Here is a 19,082-nt window from a genome sequence, read left to right as displayed (position 1 = left end):
TAGTTATTTCAATAACTCTAAAATTCTATTTTCAACTTTTTCTGAATTCCAATTTTCTTGAATATTCTCAATTTTCAAAACCTCTTGCATAATTTCATTTTGAAAATCACCAATAGCAAGTGCTTCTGAATAAGGTTGCAAACTGAAAGTTACTCTACTATATAACGGCATCCATTTTTCAGGATGTTTATCGGAGAACCATTTTTCGATTTTCTTTTGTAATAAAAAGTTGGTATCGGCTGTTTTAGCACTCATTTCTTCGAAATTTCTTCTTGAAAGTTCAGCAATGGCATCTGCATTTGGCTTTCTTGAAATTTCGTATTCTTTGAAAATTCGATCCCAATCGTCTCCATATTTTTGCATTAATTCATTCAGAATCGTAATATCTTCAAACCCTGCATTCATTCCGTGTCCATAAAAAGGTACAATGGCATGTGCAGAATCGCCAATTAAAGCAATTTTATCGTTAAATGTCCAAGGAAAACATTTCATAATCGCCAAATAACTGTTCGGATTTCTGAAAAAATCACGCACTAAGTCTGGAATTACGTCTTTTGTGTCTGGAAAATAAGTTGCAAAAAATGAAACCAATTTTTCTTCATTGGTCAACGATTCAAACGAATTTTCTCCTTCAATTGGCATAAATAAAGTACAAGTAAACGAGTTGTCTAAATTAGCCAATCCCATTAACATGAAATTGCCTCTTGGCCAAATGTGTAATGAATGAATATCAATTTTTGGTGAACCATCCGCATTAGATGGAATATGTAATTCTTTATAACCAATTTTCATGAACTCTTGCGAATAATCAAACATGGATTGACGTTGCATTCGATGTCTAATTCTTGAAAAAGCACCATCTGCTCCAAAAACTTTATCGTATTTTAATTCCGTCCAATCACCTTGTTCCGTTTCGCCTTCCCACAAAGTTGCGGTGGCTAATGTTACATCCCAAATTTTACGTTCAAAGAAAAACTCGACACCTTCTGCTTCGGCTAAATCAACCATTTTTCGATTTAAAACGCCTCTCGATAATGAAAAAATAGCTTCTCCTTCTTTTCCGTAATTTTGATAATTCAATTTTCCATCTTGTAAATGAATGGCTCTTTTATCAACTGGAATACCAATTTGTCTAATTTCTTCATCTAGTCCGACATCTTCCAATGCTTTCCACCCACGATTTGACATTACCAAATTAATGGAACGTCCTGAAAATTCAACTGTTCTAATATCAGGACTTCTATCGTAAACATGAACAAAGTGTCCGGCTCTTTTTAAATAGATTGCTAATAAAGTTCCTACTAATCCAGAACCTACAACAGCAATTTTCTGTGGCGTTTGCATGAAGATATTGTAAAAATTTGGACTGCAAAAATACGGAATAATAAAATTTAATAGCTGACATTTATCAGATTTTTCATTTGGAAACTATTTTTTGTTTAATTTTTTTATTTATATGTTAAACAAAATGTATCTTTGAATAAAAATTACAATGAAAAAGTTTACTAAGGACGAATTATATTACATGTCAAAAGTACCGAGACTAAACTTGGTTAATTGTGTTACTGGTTATAAATCTGCTAACTTAATCGGAACGATTTCATCTGGAGGTATTTTGAACGTAGCGATATTTAGTAGTGTAACTCATTTAGGAAGCGAACCGCCATTAATAGGATTTATTTTAAGACCTACAACGGTTCCAAGAGATACATATGAAAACATAAAAAAAACAGGCTATTTTACTGTAAATCACATTACAGAAGAAATGATTGCCGATGCACATCATACTTCTTCAAGCTACGAAGAACATATTTCTGAATTTGATAAAACTAATTTAGAACCTGAGTTTATTGACAATCACAAAGCACCATTTATAAAAGGAAGTCCAGTACAATTACTTTGTAAATACGTGAATGAATACAAAATTGAAGAAAATGATTGTATCCATATTATTGCTTCTATTGAAACCATTTATGCTGATGAAAAACTGTTTCATGATGATAATTGGATGCAGTTAGATAGAGGAAATGTAGTAGCAATTAATGGTTTGGATGGCTATTGTGTTCCAAAATTATCAGACAGGTTTCATTATGCACGACCAGATAAACCTTCAACTTCGATGCTATAATGGCTCATAAAAAAGTAAATCTTCCAGAAAAAATATGTAAAACTTGCCAACTTCCATTTTCGTGGCGCAAGAAATGGGAGAAAAATTGGAATGAAGTAATGTATTGTAGTGATAAATGCAGAATGAATAAAAAACAAATAGCATGAACGGATTAATATGGTTTAGAAACGATTTACGTACGATTGACAATCATTCGTTGCACAATGCATGCAGAGAAAACGAAAAAGTAATGGGTATCTATTGTTTAGATCCAAGACATTTCGAAACAACCCGATACGGTTTCAAGAAAACAGAAAAATTTAGAACCCAATTTCTTCTGGAAACGGTAACCGAATTACAAGAAAATCTAGCTGAGAAAAATATCACATTATTAGTTTATTACGGTTATCCAGAACAATTGATTCCGGAAATAGCTGCAGAATATAAAATTGATTCAATCTATGTTCAAAACGAATGGACACAAGAAGAACTTGATATAGAAAATAAAGTTCGTAATTTAATTCCAGCGGTGAGTTGGAAAACCTATTACGATCAATTTTTATTCCATCCTGATGATGTTCCTTATGAAAATTGGGAGAAAATTCCAGAAGTTTTTACGGAATTTAGAAAGCAATTGGAAAAGAAAATTCGAGTGCGACCAACAGTTGCCATTTCAACAAAACCGATTTCTAATCTAATTGAAGAAAAATCCACAATTCCAACATTAGAAGATTTAGGATTTGATGAGTTCAAGCAACCTAACAAAACTGCTTTCCCTTTTAAAGGGGGCGAAAATCAAGCTAAAAAAAGAATCAAAGAATACTTTTGGGACACCAAAAAATTAGCAGTTTATAAGAAAACTCGAAATGGTTTAGTCGGAAAAGATTATAGTTCGAAACTTTCGGCTTGGTTGGCAAATGGTAGTATTTCGGCACGCATGATTTATTGGGAAGTGCAACAATTTGAGAAAAAAGTAGTTAAAAACGAAGATACGTATTGGTTGATTTTTGAATTGATTTGGCGTGATTATTTTAAATATATTTCGCTAAAATACGGCAACAAAATTTTCCAATTGAATGGGATTTTGCAAAAAGAATACCATTGGAACCAAAACACAAAAGCTTTCAACCAGTGGACAAACGGGACGACACCTGAACATTTTGTAAATGCCAACATGATTGAATTACAAAAAACAGGTTGGATGAGTAATCGCGGCAGACAAAATGTGGCAAGTTATTGGGCAAAAGAGTGGGAACAAGATTGGCGCATTGGTGCTGCCTATTTTGAAAGTATGTTGTTAGATTACGATGTTCACAGCAATTACGGTAATTGGATTTACAATGCTGGTGTTGGCAACGACCCTAGAGATAGGAAATTCAACATTAAACGACAAGCAGAAATGTATGATAGCGATGGAAAATTTCAGAAAATGTGGTTAATTCCTGAATTATTCTAAATGAAAACACTTCGATTAGTATTAGGTGACCAACTTAATTCGGAACATTCTTGGTTTGATGAAGTCAATCCGAATGTGATATATGTGATGGCAGAAATGCGTCAGGAAACGAATTATGTAAAACATCACATTCAAAAAGTTGTGGCGTTTTTTATTTCGATGCGAAATTTCTCTGAGCAACTGATGAATAAAGGTCATCAAGTTTTGTTTTACAAAATTTCGGACGCAAATAATCCACAGAATTTAGAACAATTGATTTTGGATTTGGTTGAAAAGAATAAAATTGAACAATTTGAATACCAATTTCCCGATGAATATCGTTTAGACGAACAATTGAAATCCATTTGCGGAAAACTTTCCATTCTAACAAAAGCAGTAGATTCCGAACATTTTTATACTTCAAGAAATGAATTAGCGGATTTTTTCAAAGGAAAAAAACAACTTTTGATGGAAAGTTTCTATCGTATGATGCGCAAAAAACACGGTATTTTAATGGTCGGCAATCAACCGTTAGATGGTAAATGGAACTTTGATCATAACAATCGTAATCAATATAAAAACGAAGTGCCAATTCCTTTTCCTTTGGAATTTCATAAAAATGTAAATGAAATTGTTGCTGAAATTGAAGTAAAAAACATCATTGTGTTTGGAAGTATTGATGTAGAAAATTTCAATTGGCCGACTTCAAGAAAGGAAAGTTTGCAATTGATTGATTATTTCTGTGAACATTTGTTGGAACATTTTGGCACGTATCAAGATTCGTTATTTTCTGGACATAAATTTCTGTTTCATTCGCGTTTATCTTTTGCGATGAATTCAAAAATGATTCGTCCGAAAGAAGTAGTCGATGCTGTGATTTCGTACTATTATCAAAATCAAGAAACCATTGAATTGGCGCAAGTAGAAGGTTTTGTGCGACAAATTATTGGCTGGCGCGAATATGTCAGAGGAATTTATTGGAAAGAAATGCCGAATTATTCTAAAATGAACGCTTTAGAAAACTACAACCCATTACCAGAATTCTTTTGGACAGGAAAAACTAAAATGAAATGCATGCAACATTCGATTTCCCAAAGTTTATCGGAAGCGTATGCGCATCACATTCAGCGATTGATGGTCATTGGAAATTTTTCGTTGTTAGCACAATTGCATCCTGATGAAGTTGACGCTTGGTATTTAGGCGTTTACATCGATGCGATAGAATGGGTAGAAATGCCAAATACGCGTGGCATGAGTCAATATGCTGACGGTGGAATTGTGGCTACAAAACCTTATGTTTCTTCCGGAAGTTACATTAATAAAATGAGTAATTATTGTGGGAGTTGTCATTATAATGTAAAAGATAAATTAGGCGAAAAAGCCTGTCCATTTAACAGTTTGTATTGGCACTTTTTAGATGAGAAAAAACAACATTTTGCCAATAATCAAAGAATGAGCATGATGTTAGCGCTACTAAGAAAAATGAAACCGGAAGAATTAGCAGCTACGAAAGAAAAAGCAATTTCGATATTGGAGGATGTGGAGAGTTTATAAATTTATTGTCATCTTGAACTTGTTCCAAAATCTATATAATCAAATTATAGAGAAAAACTGAAACAAGTTAAGTTTGACATAATAGCTGTAAATTAAATTTTACTTATTAAATTGAATCTTATTTCCAACATTCATTTTTTGAGATTTAGCAAAAACCCCACACATGTGGAACAACATTCTAGCGCCAACGTTTCCATCCCAATCATCTTTACCAGGTGCAACCTCAACTAAATCAAATCCGATGATTTCTTTATTAGTTTCTGCTAAGCGACTGAACAAATAAGCGGCTTGTTCAAATGAAAATCCGCCTGGAACTGGTGTTCCTGTATTTGGACAATACCACGAATACATACCATCAATATCAAAAGAAATACATACTTTTTCTGGTAACGAAGCGATTATTTGATCGCATTGTTGTTGCCAAGTTTTACCTTCGAAAGCTTCTTGTTTTAAATCGCTGTCGGTATGTACTAAAACTCTATCGTTTAAAGCTACTTCAACTTCTTGCTCACAGAAATCGCGAATTCCTACTTGCACAATTTTAGAAATTTGTGGAATTTGCAATGCGTTATACATAATAGAAGCGTGTGAATACGTAAATCCTTCATAAGCAATACGCAAATCCATGTGTGCATCTAAATGTAAGATTCCGAAGTTGTCATATTTGGTTGCCAAAGCTTGGTAATACCCTAATGGAGTTGAGTGATCACCTCCTAATAAAACCACTTTTTTACCTTTATTCATCCAATTTAGCGTTTGCTCACGAACAGCTTCTACCATATCTGAACAGGCATAATTGATTTCTTCCAAATCTTTAGCCAATGAAGGATGGTGATCTAAAATTAATCCACTTTCCAAAGCTTTGATAATTGGCGCAGCTTGTTTTTTAAATTTCTTGGATTTTTTTCTTAATTCACTAGGAGCTTTATCTAAATAAATGCCTAATTTCCATAATTCAGGAAACTCTTGATGCTTTAAATCTATTTGAAAAGAAGCATTTAAAACAGCCTCAGGTCCTTTTGAAGCTCCTGCGCCATAACTTACCGTGACTTCCCATGGTACTGGTATTACAATAATTTCACTTTGTTCTGCCGAAAATGGCAAACCAAAAATAGTAGCATCAGATAATCCAGGCTGAGAAGGATCGAAGTTTTCTAAAATTTGTTCTTTAGTCATGGCTTTATGAAATTCAATTATTGATTGCAAAGATAGTTTATTTAGCAAAAAAGCCGAACGAGTTGTTCAGCTTTTCAAAAAAATTAATTTCTTTTTTAGTCTTAGTAAAACGGAAAATATTATTTATTTAAAATCAAATCTTTTAATATTTGTCCAAAATCATACATGTCTTCAAAAGAACAATAAAATGGGGCTGGTGCCAAACGAATAACATTTGGTTCTCTCCAATCGGTTATAACTCCGTTTTTCATTAGTCTTTCAAATAATTCCCTTCCTTGTCCGTGTAAATATACCGATAACTGACAACCGCGTTCATCTTGATTTGACGGGGTAAGAATTTCAAATTCTGCACCATCTAATTCATTATCTATTTCATGTAAAACAAACTCTAAATAAGCGGTGATAAGATTACGCTTAGCAATTAATTTATCCATTCCAACTTCTGCAAACATTTCCACCGAAGCTAAATAAGGTGCTAATGATAAAATTGGTAAGTTACTAATTTGCCATCCGTCAGCTCCATGCACAGGGTCAAAATCAGGTTCCATTTTAAAACGACGCTCTTTATTGTGACCGTACCAACCCGCAAAACGTTTAAGCTCTTTGTCGTTATGATGTTTTTCATGAACAAAAAAACCAGAGGCATTTCCAGGCCCAGAATTCATGTATTTATAACTACACCAAGCCGCAAAATCTACATTCCAATCGTGTAAGTCTAATTTTATATTTCCAGCAGCGTGAGCTAAATCCCATCCAACATAAGCGCCTTGTTTTTGTCCTGCAGCTGTGATGGTTTTCATATCAAACACTTGACCCGTATAATAATTTACACCACCTATAAGCACCAACGCTAATTCGCTTCCAACTTCTTCAATTTTAGCCAAAACATCTTCCAAACGAATATTTGCTTCACCTTCTCTCCTTTTAATTTCGACTATAGCATCTTTTGGATCAAAACCATGGAATTTTAATTGACTTTGAAACATATATTGATCACTTGGAAAAGCTTTTTCTTCACAAATAATTTTATACTTCTTAGGCGTTGGATTATAAAAAGACACCATTAATAGATGTAAATTAACTGTTAAAGTATTCATTACACCAACCTCAGAAGGCTTTGCTCCTACAATTTCACTTAATGGCACAGCAAATCTTTCTTGATAGTCCCACCAAGGTTTGTCTGAATAAAAATGACCCTCTACTGCCATATTTGCCCAATCAGACATTACTTCATCAACATACAATTTAGTTCTTTTAGGTTGTAATCCTAAAGAATTTCCTGTAAAATAAATTACCTGTTTTCCGTTTACTTTTGGAAAATGAAATTCATCTCTATACGTTCTTAATTCATCATTTGCATCTAAACTTTGTGCAAACTCACGGGAATTTTTAAAAATCATTATATTATTGGTTGTTTAGATGGTAAAAGTAGACAAAAGTTACAAAGCATCAAAACCTTAAATTTTGTTTTTTTTTGATTTCAGTGTATAAAAAATCCCGAAATAATTCGGGATTTAAATCGTAATTAAAGAAACAATTAAATAATCAACATAGCGTCTCCATAAGAATAGAAACGATATTTTTCTTTAACAGCTTCTTCGTATGCTTTTTTCATTAAATCATGTCCGCAAAATGCAGAAATCATCATAAGTAATGTAGATTTTGGTGTATGAAAATTTGTTATCATACAATCTGCTAAACTAAAATCATAAGGAGGATAAATAAATTTATTGGTCCATCCTTCAAAAGGATTTAAAGTTCTTTGAGAAGATACTGAACTCTCCATCGCTCTCATTGCAGTTGTACCAACACAACAAACTTTTTTCTTTTTAGTTTTAGCGTTATTAATAATATCACAAGCCTCTTGAGAAATTTTCATTTCTTCAGAATCCATTTTGTGTTTTGATAGATCTTCAACCTCAACAGGATTAAAAGTTCCTAAACCAACGTGTAACGTAACTTCTGCGAAATCAATTCCTTTAATTTCTAAACGTTTTAATAAATGTTTTGAAAAGTGTAGACCAGCAGTTGGAGCGGCAACAGCTCCTTCTTCTTTTGCATAAATTGTTTGGTAACGTTCTGCATCTTCTGGAGTTACTTCACGAGTAATATATTTTGGAATAGGCGTTTCTCCTAATTCTACTAATTTTTCTCTGAATTCTTCATAAGAACCATCATATAAAAAACGTAATGTTCTTCCACGGGAAGTAGTATTATCAATCACTTCAGCTACTAACGAATCGTCGTCTCCAAAGTATAATTTATTTCCGATACGAATTTTACGTGCTGGATCTACTAAAACATCCCATAAACGTTGTTCTGCATTTAATTCTCTTAATAAGAAAACTTCGATTCTAGCACCCGTTTTTTCTTTATTTCCGTATAAACGTGCTGGAAAAACTTTTGTATTATTTAAAACCATTACATCTCCATCATCAAAATAATCGATAACGTCTTTAAATAATTTGTGTTCGATTGTGCCAGTTTTTCTGTTCACTACCATTAAGCGAGATTCGTCACGATTTTCAGTAGGAAACTCGGCTAGTAGTTCTTCTGGAAGATTGAATTGAAAATGAGATAATTTCATAAATAAAATTTAGAATTTAAAAATTAGCGTTTAGAAGATTATTCTACTAAAAACTAATTAGCTGCAAATATACGATTATGAAATAGGCGTTGTCAAGTAAAAAGTAGTTTATTTTATTTTAAAAATAAAGTATAAATACCTATTTTTGTTTTATTCGGGATGTAGCGCAGCCTGGTAGCGTACTAGCATGGGGTGCTAGGGGTCGCTGGTTCGAATCCAGTCATCCCGACTTTTTTCTAAATCTATTTTACCAAAACCCCAATTTTCTTTAAATCTTCCCAAAAATCAGGATATGATTTTGAAACCACTTCCGCTTCATTAATTTTTATTGATACTTTCAAAGCTAAAGGTGCAAATGCCATCGCCATTCTGTGGTCTTGATAGGTATTTATAGCTATATTTTCGTTGATGTGAGTTGATGGCTTTAAATGTAATGATTCATTCGTTACTACAACAACTCCACCCAACTTAGTTAGTTCTGTTTTTAAAGCTTCTAATCGGTCGGTTTCTTTAATTTTTAACGTATGTAAACCATATAAATCACAACCCAATCCTAATCCAAAACAAGTTACTGCAATGGTTTGAGCAATATCCGGGGAATTGTTTAGTTGCGAATTGAGAGTTGAGAGTTGAGAGTTATGCACTCTTTCTTTTGAAATTATGATTGAATTATCGTTATTAAAAGTAGTTTCAACTCCAAAATCCTTATAAATTTCAATCAAAGCACAATCACCCTGTAAGCTGTTTTTTTTATAACTTGAAAGTGTAACTTGATAACCTATCTCAGATAAGGCAACAATTGAATACCAATAGGATGCAGACGACCAATCAGACTCAACTGTTAATCGAGATGCTGAAACGAGTTCAGCATGACAAACCGTAATTTTATTTCCAACAAATGAAGTTTCTACACCTATTTCATTTAGTAAAGCCAAAGTCATTTTAATGTATGGGATTGATGTTATTTCTCCTTCAAGAGTAAGCTCTAAACCTTTTTCGAGCTTGGGAGCAATTAACAATAATGCCGAAATATACTGACTACTTACATTGGCTGGAAGCGATACTTTATTTTGAGTGATTTTTTTTCCTTTAATTCGAATCGGTGGAAATCCTTCATTTTCTTCATAAGTAATTTCTGCTCCTAACTGAATTAAAGCATCAACTAAAATTTTTATTGGGCGTTCTTTCATTCGGCCAGAACCTGTTAAAACAACTTCCGCCAAGTCGGACAAGTCTTTACCTTCTTGGATAGCAAAAAAAGCAGTTAAAAATCGCATTGCTGTTCCCGCGTGATGAACGTCAATAAGTTGCGAGTTGCGAGTTGCAAGTTGCGAGTTTTGTAATGCTTTAAACATAACTTCTGAATCATCAGAATTGGAAGTATTTTCTAAAATCAGATTAGGATATAAAGCTTGCAACAATAGCAATCTATTGGTTTCAGATTTTGAACCTGTGATTTGAAGTTTCGAGTTTCGAGTTTCGAGTTTCGAGTTTTTTAAAAGTAAATTCATATTTTAATTATGACTGAAAACTGAAACTGAAAACTGTGAACTACTTAAGTTTTTCATTATTATGATGTCTATCGTGATCGCGTTTGGTTTTTAAATCCATCTTTTTATCAAATGCCGCTTGCAAATCTACTCCTGTTTGATTGGCTAAACACAAAACCACAAAAACAACATCGGCCAATTCTTCACCTAAGTCTTTGTTTTTATCAGACTCTTTTTCTGATTGTTCACCATAACGACGGGCTATAATTCGGGCTACTTCACCTACTTCTTCGGTTAGTTGCGCCATATTGGTTAATTCATTGAAGTAACGAACACCGTGTTCGTTAATCCAATTATCAACTTCTTGTTGGGAATTTTTTAGGTTCATATTATTTTTTATCTGTTTTATTTCTATTTAAAAAAGGAATACCAAACACTTGCAGAAACCCCATAAACAATCCAAAAAACAATGCTTGTACTACAAATCTAATAGTTTCTAACTTTACTTCCATAAAATAAATTATAACACTATATAGCACTGCGTTTATAAGTGATAAAATTAAAAATCTGATTAGCTTTTGTTTCATTTACTCTTTATTTTTTGTGTCAATTATAATCGTAACAGGACCGTCGTTTACTATACCTACTTTCATATCGGCACCAAATTGACCCGTTTGCACTTTTTTACCCAATTCCAATTCCATTTGAGTAATAAAAGATTCGTATAGTGGAATAGCTATTTCGGGTTTTGCGGCTTTGATATAGGAAGGTCGATTTCCTTTTTTGGTGGCAGCATGCAAGGTGAATTGACTCACAATAATCATATCGTCATTAGTATCTTTTAACGACAAGTTCATGACATTATTATGGTCTTCGAAAATTCTTAGATTCGCTATTTTTGAAGTCAACCAATGAATATCTTCTTGATTATCGGCATCTTCAATCCCAACTAAAACTAAAAGTCCGTGTTGAATCTCTGCTACTATTTTTGCATTAATGGTAACTGAAGACGATGAAACTCGTTGAATTACTGCTTTCATTTAGAATATAAAAAATCAAAAATATAAAAAATATCAGAAAAAAATTACGGAAATCCGTAAAATGGATTATTTTCTTGTTTCATCACTGGCTCTTCGTTCTGCATCATAAATATCTGCTCGATATTGCTCTTCGTCGCCTTCCAATATTTGCGTATAACTTTTATAGCGTGACCATGAAATTTCGTCGTTTTCTAAAGCTGCTTTAATGGCGCAATGTGGTTCGTCTTTATGCAAACAATTATTGAATTTGCATTGGTCTTTGATAGCGAAAAACTCAGGAAAATAATCCCCAATTTCTTGTTTTTCCATATCTACAATCCCAAAACCTCGAATACCTGGCGTATCAATAATTTTTGCCCCAAAAGATAAATCAAACATTTCTGCAAAAGTTGTAGTGTGCTTTCCTTGTGCATGAGATTCGGAAATTTGCTTTGTTTTTAAATTCAAAGATGGTTCCAAAGTGTTTACCAAAGTTGATTTCCCAACACCTGAATGCCCAGAAAACATAGAAACTTTATCTTTCATTAAAGCTATTAATTCATCAATTCCTTTTCCGTCTTTAGCAGAAACGCGTAAACATTTATAACCAATTGAAGAATACACATGTTGTAAATACAACTGTTCGTCTAATGTTGGGTCATCAAACGTGTCTATTTTATTGAAAACAATTACAGCTTCAATTCCGTAAGCTTCTGCAGTAACTAAAAATCGGTCAATAAAACTTGTTGTTGTTGGTGGATTATTGATGGTTACCAATAAAAAAACCACATCAATATTTGATGCTATGATATGCATTTGATGTGATAAATTCACAGATTTTCTAACAATGTAATTTTTTCTGTCTTGAATTGCCGTAATTACACCCGTAGTTTCATCGGTTGTATTTTCGATATCGTAATCTACTACATCTCCCACCGCAATTGGATTGGTACTTTTAATACCTTTCATTCTAAATTTACCTTTTATACGGCACTCTAAAAAAGCACCACTTTCTGTTTTAATGGTGTACCAACTTCCGGTAGATTTATATACGATTCCAGTCATGCAAAGTTAGAAGTTAGAAGTTAGCCCTTCGACAAGCTCAGGATAACTAATAATTATTTTCAACAAAGATAGTGTTTCTTGTTAAAAACTATAAATAAAAAAGGCTACTTGATTAAGCAGCCTTTTGATGTTGTATTACTAAAATTAGTATTTATAAGCAATACCTTTTTTAATAGCTTGAGAACCACCTAAACCATTAGAGTTAGCTCCAACTGTAGACTTGTCAGCAGTTTGCAAAATAAAAGGACAACCCATTGCAGCAGCTGCCATTTTTAATTTTTTTTCAGCTTTTTTATCTCCAGTATTACCAGTATGATAATTGATTAATCCTGTTTTCCCTCTAACTTCTCCTTCTTTTTTTAATCCAGCGATATAAGCTTTATCTTCTAAAATAACTACTTTTTCCCAATCGTCTTCACCTTTAACTACAATTTTTTCGGTAACTTCTTCAACTCTACCTGTTTTACCATAAACAATTTTCTCTATTGCATATTTACCAATTGTATTTTCAGCATCTTCTCCATCATATTTGAATATAATTGTATATTCCTCTAATTTAATAACTTTACCTTCTACAACTTCACCATTGTGTTTGTAAATTTTGTCAACCTGTGCATTTGCTGCAAAACCTAAAAAAGCTACAGCTAATAATAAGAATTTCTTCATTTTTTTGTTTTTATTTAAAATTAAATTTTACGACAATAATACAATATTTTTTAAACCTATAAACGAAAATAATCGTATTTTTTTATTTGTTAATCACATTTTCTTGATGTGTAATACTTTCTTGGTGAATAGCTTTAAACAATAACATAACAAAGTCATTACTCAATCCTTTTTCTTGACCTTCTAAAAGCATTTTGCTTAAAATTTCATTCCACCGCTTATTTTGCAATATAGCTACGTTTTTTTCTTTTTTAAGTAACCCAATTTTATTGGCAACTTTCATTCTGTTTCCTAAAATTTCTAACAATTTTCCATCAAACTCGTCAATTTGCATGCGCAGTTTTGCCATTTTTTGGTTGTATTCACTTTCGTCATCCGTTACTTTTCTAACCTTTAAATTGATAAACATTTGCTTCAATATAGCAGGTGTTACTTGTTGCGCAGCATCACTCCATGCATTGTCAGGATCAATATGGGTTTCAATAATTAATCCATCGTAATTCAAATCTAAAGCTTGCTGCGACACTTCTTGAATCATATCGCGCTTTCCAGTAATGTGTGATGGATCGCAAATCAAAGGTAAATCAGGAAAACGATTTTGTAAATCAATTGCTATTTGCCACTCCGGATTATTACGGTATTTTGTTTTTTCATAAGTTGAAAATCCCCTGTGAATTACACCTAATTTCTTAATGTTCGCATTATACAATCGCTCTAAACCACCAATCCATAAGGATAAATCGGGGTTTACAGGATTTTTTAATAAAACGATTTTATCCGTTCCTTCTAAAGCATCTGCAATTTCTTGAACTGCAAACGGATTTACAGTTGTTCTGGCTCCAATCCACAATACATCTATATCGTGTTCCAATGCTAATCTTACGTGAGCAGCTGTTGCTACTTCCGTTGCCATTAACAAACCGGTTTCGGCTTTGGCTTTTTGCAACCATTTCAAGCCGATTTCTCCCACACCTTCAAATCCGCCAGGACGTGTGCGAGGTTTCCAAATTCCGGCACGAAAAATCGAAACATCTGAATTTTTCAATTCGTGGGCAATTTTTAAAACTTGTTCTTCCGTTTCTGCACTGCAAGGACCTGCAATAACTAAAGGATGGTTCAACTGAAAATCATCTAACCAAGTATGTAATTCTATTTTATTTTCCATAACCTTTATTTCACTGTAAAATTACTATTTATTCTTTTCATGAGTAACTTAAATGAAAAAATCTAATAATTAGATTAAAAAAGTTAGAAGATGTAACCCGAAAAATACTTTTTTAAATAAATTTGAGTTCTTTTAAAAAAAGTTACTTTTGCTAAAATTTACATCATATGTCAATAGAAGTTCAAAATATTTCAAAAAAATACGGAGACCAAAAAGCGTTAGACAACATTAGTTTTTCTGTAAAAAAAGGAGAAATCGTAGGTTTTTTAGGCCCAAATGGTGCAGGAAAATCAACTTTAATGAAAATTTTGACCACTTATTTAACCGCAGATAGTGGAACTGCTGTTGTGAACGAACATGATGTGATTTCTGCACAAAAAGAAGTACAAAAGTCAGTTGGGTATTTACCAGAACACAATCCGTTGTATTTAGATTTATATGTGAGAGAATATTTGGCTTTTAATGCCGATTTACACAAAGTTTCTAAATCGAGAATTGACGAAGTAATAGCCTTAACAGGATTAACACCTGAAAGTCATAAGAAAATAGGCGAACTTTCTAAAGGATATCGCCAACGTGTAGGATTAGCAACTGCCTTATTACACAATCCTGATGTAATGATCTTAGATGAACCAACTACAGGTTTAGATCCAAATCAGTTGGTTGAAATTCGTGATTTGATTAAAAACATTGGGAGAGATAAAACGGTTTTTCTTTCTACCCATATTATGCAAGAAGTAGAAGCTATTTGTGATCGAATTATTATTATTGATAAAGGCAAAATTGTTACTGATAAAAAACTAAACAAATTAGTTGCCGAAGAAACCGAACAAATAATTGAAGTAGAATTTGACAAAAAGGTTTCTGAATCTGATTTTATAGCTTTACCAAATTTAAAATCTGCAAAAAACATTCACAATTTAGTTTGGGAACTTACTTTTTCAACCGCAACTGATATGCGTCCAACTTTGTTTGATTTTGCACAAGCAAATAATTTAAGAACGCTACAAATTGTATTAAAAAGTAAGAACCTAGAACAGATTTTTAGAGAAAAAACGGGTAAGCGATAACTAAAAAATTTCTTTAGCAATCGCTTTTACATTTTCAGCCTTTCCCATTGAGTAGTAATGCAATACTGGTATTCCAGCGGCAACTAATTCTTTGCTTTGTTGTGTACACCATTCAATACCAATTTGTTTCACAGTATCGTTATCTTTTGCTTTTACAACTGTCATAATTAAATCATCTGGTAATTCAACACTAAAACGATGTGGAATTAAATTCAATTGCTTTTTGGTAGCGATTGGTTTTAATCCAGGTATAATTGGAACAGTAATTCCTGCCGCTCTGCATTTTGCAACAAAATCGAAGAATTTTTTATTATCAAAAAACATTTGGGTAATGATATAATCAGCGCCGTTTTTAATTTTTTGCTTTACAAAATGAATATCACTATCCAAACTTGGTGCTTCCATGTGTTTTTCTGGATAACCAGCAACTCCTATACAAAAATCGGTTTTAGTGGAATTCTGCAAATCTTCATCCAAATAAATTCCTCTGTTTAAATTGCTAATTTGTGTTACCAATTCGGAAGCATACGAATGACCTTCTTTTTCGGGTTTGAAGTATATTTCGCTTTTTACTGCATCACCACGAAGTGCTACGACATTATCAATTCCTAAGAAATCTAAATCAATCAACAGATTTTCAGTATCTTCTTTGGTAAAACCACCACACAAAATATGCGGAATAGCATCCACTTGATATTTATTCTGAATTCCAGCACAAATTCCAACAGTTCCAGGTCGTTTTTTAACTACTTTTTTCTGAAGTAATCCGTTTGCTAGTTCTTTAAATTCATATTCCTCACGATGATACGTTACATCAATAAAAGGCGGATTGAATTCCATCAATGGATCAATACTGTCAAAAATAGATTGAATATTTTGTCCTTTTAAAGGCGGTAAAATCTCGAAGGAGAACAAAGGTTTTCCGTTGGCGTTTTGTATATGTTCAGTTACTTTCATAATTTTAAATTTGCGAGTTGCGAGTTGCGAGTTGCGAGTTAACTTTGAACCCGAAACTCGTAACCCGAAACCAAATTAATCTACTAAATTAGGTGACAGCCATTTTTCGGCTAATTCTACACTAGTATTTCTTCTTTTGGCGTAATCTTCTAATTGGTCTTTTTTAATTTTTCCTAAACCAAAATATTTACTTTCTGGATTTGCAAAATAATACCCTGAAACCGATGACGCAGGCCACATTGCCATGCTTTCAGTTAACTTTACTCCAATTTCTTGCTCCACATTTAATAATTTCCAAATCGTTGGTTTTTCCAAATGGTCAGGACAAGCTGGATAACCCGGCGCAGGACGAATTCCTTTGTATTGTTCTTTGATTAATGCATCATTTGACAAAACCTCATCAGAAGCGTAACCCCAAATTTCTTTACGTACTTTTAAGTGTAAATATTCTGCAAAAGCTTCGGCTAATCTATCGCCTAAAGCTTTAACTAAAATGGAATTGTAATCATCTAATTGCTTTTCGAATTCCGAAGCTTTTTCATCTACTCCAAAACCGGTTGAAACACAGAAACATCCAATGTAATCTTGTTTGCCAATTTCTTTTGGAGCAATAAAATCCGCCAATGCGATATTTGGAGCTCCAACTGTTTTTTGTGATTGTTGTCTTAAAGTCAGAAGTTGGAAGCTGGAAGCTGGAAGATTTACTTCGATATCATCATCATTTATTGTATTCGCTAGAAAAATTCCTAAAATTCCTTTTGCCGTGAACCATTTTTCTAAAACAATTTGAGCAAGCATTTTTTGTGCATCTTCAAACAAATTCGTCGCTTGTTCACCTACAATTTCATCGGTTAAAATCGCAGGATATTTTCCATACAATTCCCATGATTGAAAAAAGGGTGTCCAATCGATGAAATCTACTAATTCTGAAAGTTCAACTTCAATTGTTTTTGTTCCTATGAAATTTGGCTTGACAGGTTCAAACGTATTCCAATCGATTTTGAATTTATTTTTACGCGCTTCTTCAATCGATAAGAAATTTTTCTCTCGACTTCTATTCAAATAACCTTCACGAAGTGTATCATATTCTTCACGAAGTGATTTTGCATAAGTAACTTTAGTATCAGGTTGTAATAAATTCGTTGCAACCGTTACCGCACGAGAAGCATCGTTCACATGAACCACGGTTTCTTTATATTCTGGAGCAATTTTTACAGCAGTATGCGCACGAGAAGTTGTCGCACCACCAATCATTACTGGAATTTTGATATTCAACTTATCCATTTCTTTGGCCAAATACACCATTTCGTCCAGCGAAGGCGTAATCAAACCACTCAAACCGATAATATCTACATTTTCCCTAATAGCCGTTTCAATAATTTTTTCAGGCGGAACCATTACGCCTAAATCAATAATTTCGAAATTATTACAGGCTAAAACTACTGAAACTATGTTTTTTCCAATATCATGCACATCGCCTTTTACAGTCGCCATCAACACTTTTCCAGCACTTGAAGAAGTAGAACCATCTTTTGAAGCTTCAATATAAGGAAGCAAATAAGCCACCGCTTTTTTCATCACACGAGCTGATTTTACTACTTGCGGCAAGAACATTTTTCCGCTTCCGAACAAATCACCCACCACATTCATTCCCGCCATCAGATTGATTTCGATAACTTCAATTGGTTTTTTGGCCAACTGACGCGCTTCTTCAATATCAATTTCAATAAATTCGTCGATTCCTTTTACCAATGAATGTGTTAATCGCTCTTGAACAGAACCATTTCTCCATTCAGCAATAGCTTTTTCATTCGATTTTACATCGCCTTTGAAACTTTCGGCTAAATCTAGCATACGTTCTGTGGCATCTTCTCTTCTATTTAATAAAACATCTTCAACATGTTCAAGTAAAACCTTGTCAATTTCATCATAAATCTCTAACATTTCAGGATTCACAATTCCCATCGTCATTCCGTTTTGGATGGCATGATACAAGAAGGCAGAATGCATCGCCTCACGCACTTTATCGTTTCCACGGAAAGAAAAAGACACGTTACTCACACCACCAGAAATATTTGCATACGGAAGATTTTCGCGAATCCATTTGGTTGCTCGGAAGAAATCTAATGCATTTAATTTATGCTCTTCCATTCCGGTTGCAACTGGAAAAATATTAGGGTCGAAAATGATATCTTCAGCAGGAAAACCAACTTGGTCAACCAAAATATCATAACTTCTTTTACAGATTTCGATACGTCTTTCGTAAGTATCGGCTTGACCCTTTTCATCAAAAGCCATAACAATTACAGCTGCTCCGTATCGTTTAATTAATTTGGCATTATGAATGAAAGTAGCTTCTCCTTCTTTTAAAGAAATGGAGTTTACCACACCTTTTCCTTGAATGACTTTCAAACCCGCTTCTATAATTTCCCATTTTGAAGAATCAATCATAACAGGAACTCTTGCAATATCGGGTTCGGCTGCGATTAGATTAAGGAATTTTGTCATAGCATAAACGCCATCTAACATTCCTTCATCCATGTTGACATCGATGATTTGTGCACCACCTTCTACTTGAGTGCGCGCGATATCTAAGGCTTCATCATATTTTTCTTCTTTTATTAAACGAAGAAATTTTCTAGAACCTGTAACATTTGTTCGTTCTCCAACATTAACAAAATTGGTTTCTGGAGTTACAATCAAAGGTTCTAAACCTGATAATTTTAAATATTTATCGGAATTATAACTCATTACTTATTCTTTTATAATGTTTTGCAACAGACTCCCAAAA

The 19,082-nt window shown here is 33.3% G+C and carries 18 protein-coding genes and 1 tRNA gene; 6 read left to right on the top strand and 13 right to left on the bottom strand.

Annotated features, from left to right (window positions below; translation table 11 throughout):
• Window positions 1–3 precede the first annotated feature (3 nt).
• The gene (locus RSE15_RS10255; RefSeq protein WP_324068249.1) at window positions 4–1,344 is read right to left on the bottom strand and encodes an FAD-dependent oxidoreductase; all 1,341 of its coding nucleotides are present in this window, start codon (window positions 1,342–1,344) and stop codon (window positions 4–6) included.
• A gap of 148 nt (window positions 1,345–1,492) precedes the next feature.
• Here RSE15_RS10255 and RSE15_RS10250 point away from each other — a divergent pair, with 148 nt between their 5' ends.
• Genes RSE15_RS10250 through RSE15_RS10235 form a run of 4 tightly spaced genes read left to right on the top strand, consistent with a single transcriptional unit; the run spans window position 1,493 to window position 5,096 of the window.
• On the top strand, window positions 1,493–2,128 hold the full coding sequence (locus tag RSE15_RS10250) for a flavin reductase family protein (RefSeq protein ID WP_324068247.1): 636 nt from the start codon (window positions 1,493–1,495) through the stop codon (window positions 2,126–2,128).
• Entirely contained in the window at window positions 2,128–2,274 is a 147-nt protein-coding gene (locus tag RSE15_RS10245; RefSeq protein WP_324068246.1) for a DUF2256 domain-containing protein, read from the top strand. The genes RSE15_RS10250 and RSE15_RS10245 overlap by 1 nt, the downstream gene beginning before the upstream one ends.
• Complete coding sequence (locus RSE15_RS10240) at window positions 2,271–3,563, top strand: DASH family cryptochrome (protein WP_324068244.1); 1,293 nt, start codon at window positions 2,271–2,273, stop codon at window positions 3,561–3,563. The genes RSE15_RS10245 and RSE15_RS10240 overlap by 4 nt, the downstream gene beginning before the upstream one ends.
• Complete coding sequence (locus RSE15_RS10235) at window positions 3,564–5,096, top strand: cryptochrome/photolyase family protein (RefSeq protein ID WP_324068242.1); 1,533 nt, start codon at window positions 3,564–3,566, stop codon at window positions 5,094–5,096. It abuts the gene before it with no gap.
• 99 nt (window positions 5,097–5,195) lie between these two features.
• Here the strand turns inward: RSE15_RS10235 and RSE15_RS10230 are convergent, their stop codons facing one another.
• The 3 genes from RSE15_RS10230 to queA all read right to left on the bottom strand — a co-directional run bounded on the left by RSE15_RS10230 (window position 5,196) and on the right by queA (window position 8,859).
• On the bottom strand, window positions 5,196–6,272 hold the full coding sequence (locus tag RSE15_RS10230; protein ID WP_324070453.1) for an agmatinase family protein: 1,077 nt from the start codon (window positions 6,270–6,272) through the stop codon (window positions 5,196–5,198).
• A 119-nt stretch (window positions 6,273–6,391) separates the two neighbouring features.
• Window positions 6,392–7,672 (bottom strand): kynureninase, encoded by a 1,281-nt coding sequence (gene kynU / locus RSE15_RS10225; RefSeq protein ID WP_324068240.1) that lies wholly within the window; start codon window positions 7,670–7,672, stop codon window positions 6,392–6,394.
• A gap of 137 nt (window positions 7,673–7,809) precedes the next feature.
• Entirely contained in the window at window positions 7,810–8,859 is a 1,050-nt protein-coding gene (gene queA, locus RSE15_RS10220; protein WP_324068238.1) for a tRNA preQ1(34) S-adenosylmethionine ribosyltransferase-isomerase QueA, read from the bottom strand.
• A gap of 155 nt (window positions 8,860–9,014) precedes the next feature.
• Here queA and RSE15_RS10215 point away from each other — a divergent pair.
• Window positions 9,015–9,088 (top strand) — tRNA-Pro (locus RSE15_RS10215).
• A gap of 13 nt (window positions 9,089–9,101) precedes the next feature.
• Here the strand turns inward: RSE15_RS10215 and RSE15_RS10210 are convergent.
• The 7 genes from RSE15_RS10210 to RSE15_RS10180 form a co-directional block, all read right to left on the bottom strand.
• Window positions 9,102–10,370, bottom strand: coding sequence for a 3-phosphoshikimate 1-carboxyvinyltransferase (locus RSE15_RS10210; RefSeq protein WP_324068237.1), 1,269 nt, complete (start codon window positions 10,368–10,370; stop codon window positions 9,102–9,104).
• A gap of 40 nt (window positions 10,371–10,410) precedes the next feature.
• A complete protein-coding gene (locus tag RSE15_RS10205; protein WP_324068235.1) occupies window positions 10,411–10,737 on the bottom strand; it encodes a nucleotide pyrophosphohydrolase in 327 nt (108 codons plus the stop codon).
• A 1-nt stretch (window position 10,738) separates the two neighbouring features.
• Window positions 10,739–10,936, bottom strand: a complete 198-nt coding sequence (locus tag RSE15_RS10200) for a hypothetical protein (RefSeq protein ID WP_324068234.1) — start codon at window positions 10,934–10,936, stop codon at window positions 10,739–10,741.
• Window positions 10,937–11,389 (bottom strand): D-aminoacyl-tRNA deacylase, encoded by a 453-nt coding sequence (dtd, locus tag RSE15_RS10195; protein ID WP_324068232.1) that lies wholly within the window; start codon window positions 11,387–11,389, stop codon window positions 10,937–10,939.
• Between the two features lie 66 nt (window positions 11,390–11,455).
• Window positions 11,456–12,433: a ribosome small subunit-dependent GTPase A gene (gene rsgA, locus RSE15_RS10190; RefSeq protein ID WP_324068230.1), complete on the bottom strand. Its 978-nt coding sequence runs from the start codon at window positions 12,431–12,433 to the stop codon at window positions 11,456–11,458.
• A 144-nt stretch (window positions 12,434–12,577) separates the two neighbouring features.
• Complete coding sequence (locus tag RSE15_RS10185; RefSeq protein WP_324068228.1) at window positions 12,578–13,099, bottom strand: hypothetical protein; 522 nt, start codon at window positions 13,097–13,099, stop codon at window positions 12,578–12,580.
• Between the two features lie 82 nt (window positions 13,100–13,181).
• Window positions 13,182–14,264: a bifunctional 3-deoxy-7-phosphoheptulonate synthase/chorismate mutase type II gene (locus RSE15_RS10180; RefSeq protein ID WP_324068226.1), complete on the bottom strand. Its 1,083-nt coding sequence runs from the start codon at window positions 14,262–14,264 to the stop codon at window positions 13,182–13,184.
• 167 nt (window positions 14,265–14,431) lie between these two features.
• Between RSE15_RS10180 and gldA the strand changes: the two genes are divergently transcribed.
• Window positions 14,432–15,334, top strand: a complete 903-nt coding sequence (gldA, locus tag RSE15_RS10175) for a gliding motility-associated ABC transporter ATP-binding subunit GldA (RefSeq protein WP_324068224.1) — start codon at window positions 14,432–14,434, stop codon at window positions 15,332–15,334.
• Here gldA and metF read toward each other — a convergent pair whose 3' ends face one another.
• Both metF and metH read right to left on the bottom strand, forming a co-directional pair.
• Window positions 15,335–16,291 (bottom strand): methylenetetrahydrofolate reductase [NAD(P)H], encoded by a 957-nt coding sequence (metF, locus tag RSE15_RS10170; RefSeq protein WP_324068222.1) that lies wholly within the window; start codon window positions 16,289–16,291, stop codon window positions 15,335–15,337. It lies immediately after the preceding gene.
• A 75-nt stretch (window positions 16,292–16,366) separates the two neighbouring features.
• Window positions 16,367–19,042: a methionine synthase gene (gene metH / locus RSE15_RS10165; protein WP_324068221.1), complete on the bottom strand. Its 2,676-nt coding sequence runs from the start codon at window positions 19,040–19,042 to the stop codon at window positions 16,367–16,369.
• Window positions 19,043–19,082 lie beyond the last annotated feature (40 nt).

It is taken from the genome of Flavobacterium sp., from assembly GCF_035195345.1.
In the GTDB taxonomy this organism is placed as follows: domain Bacteria; phylum Bacteroidota; class Bacteroidia; order Flavobacteriales; family Flavobacteriaceae; genus Flavobacterium.
This window is presented reverse-complemented; position numbering and strand designations above follow the sequence as displayed.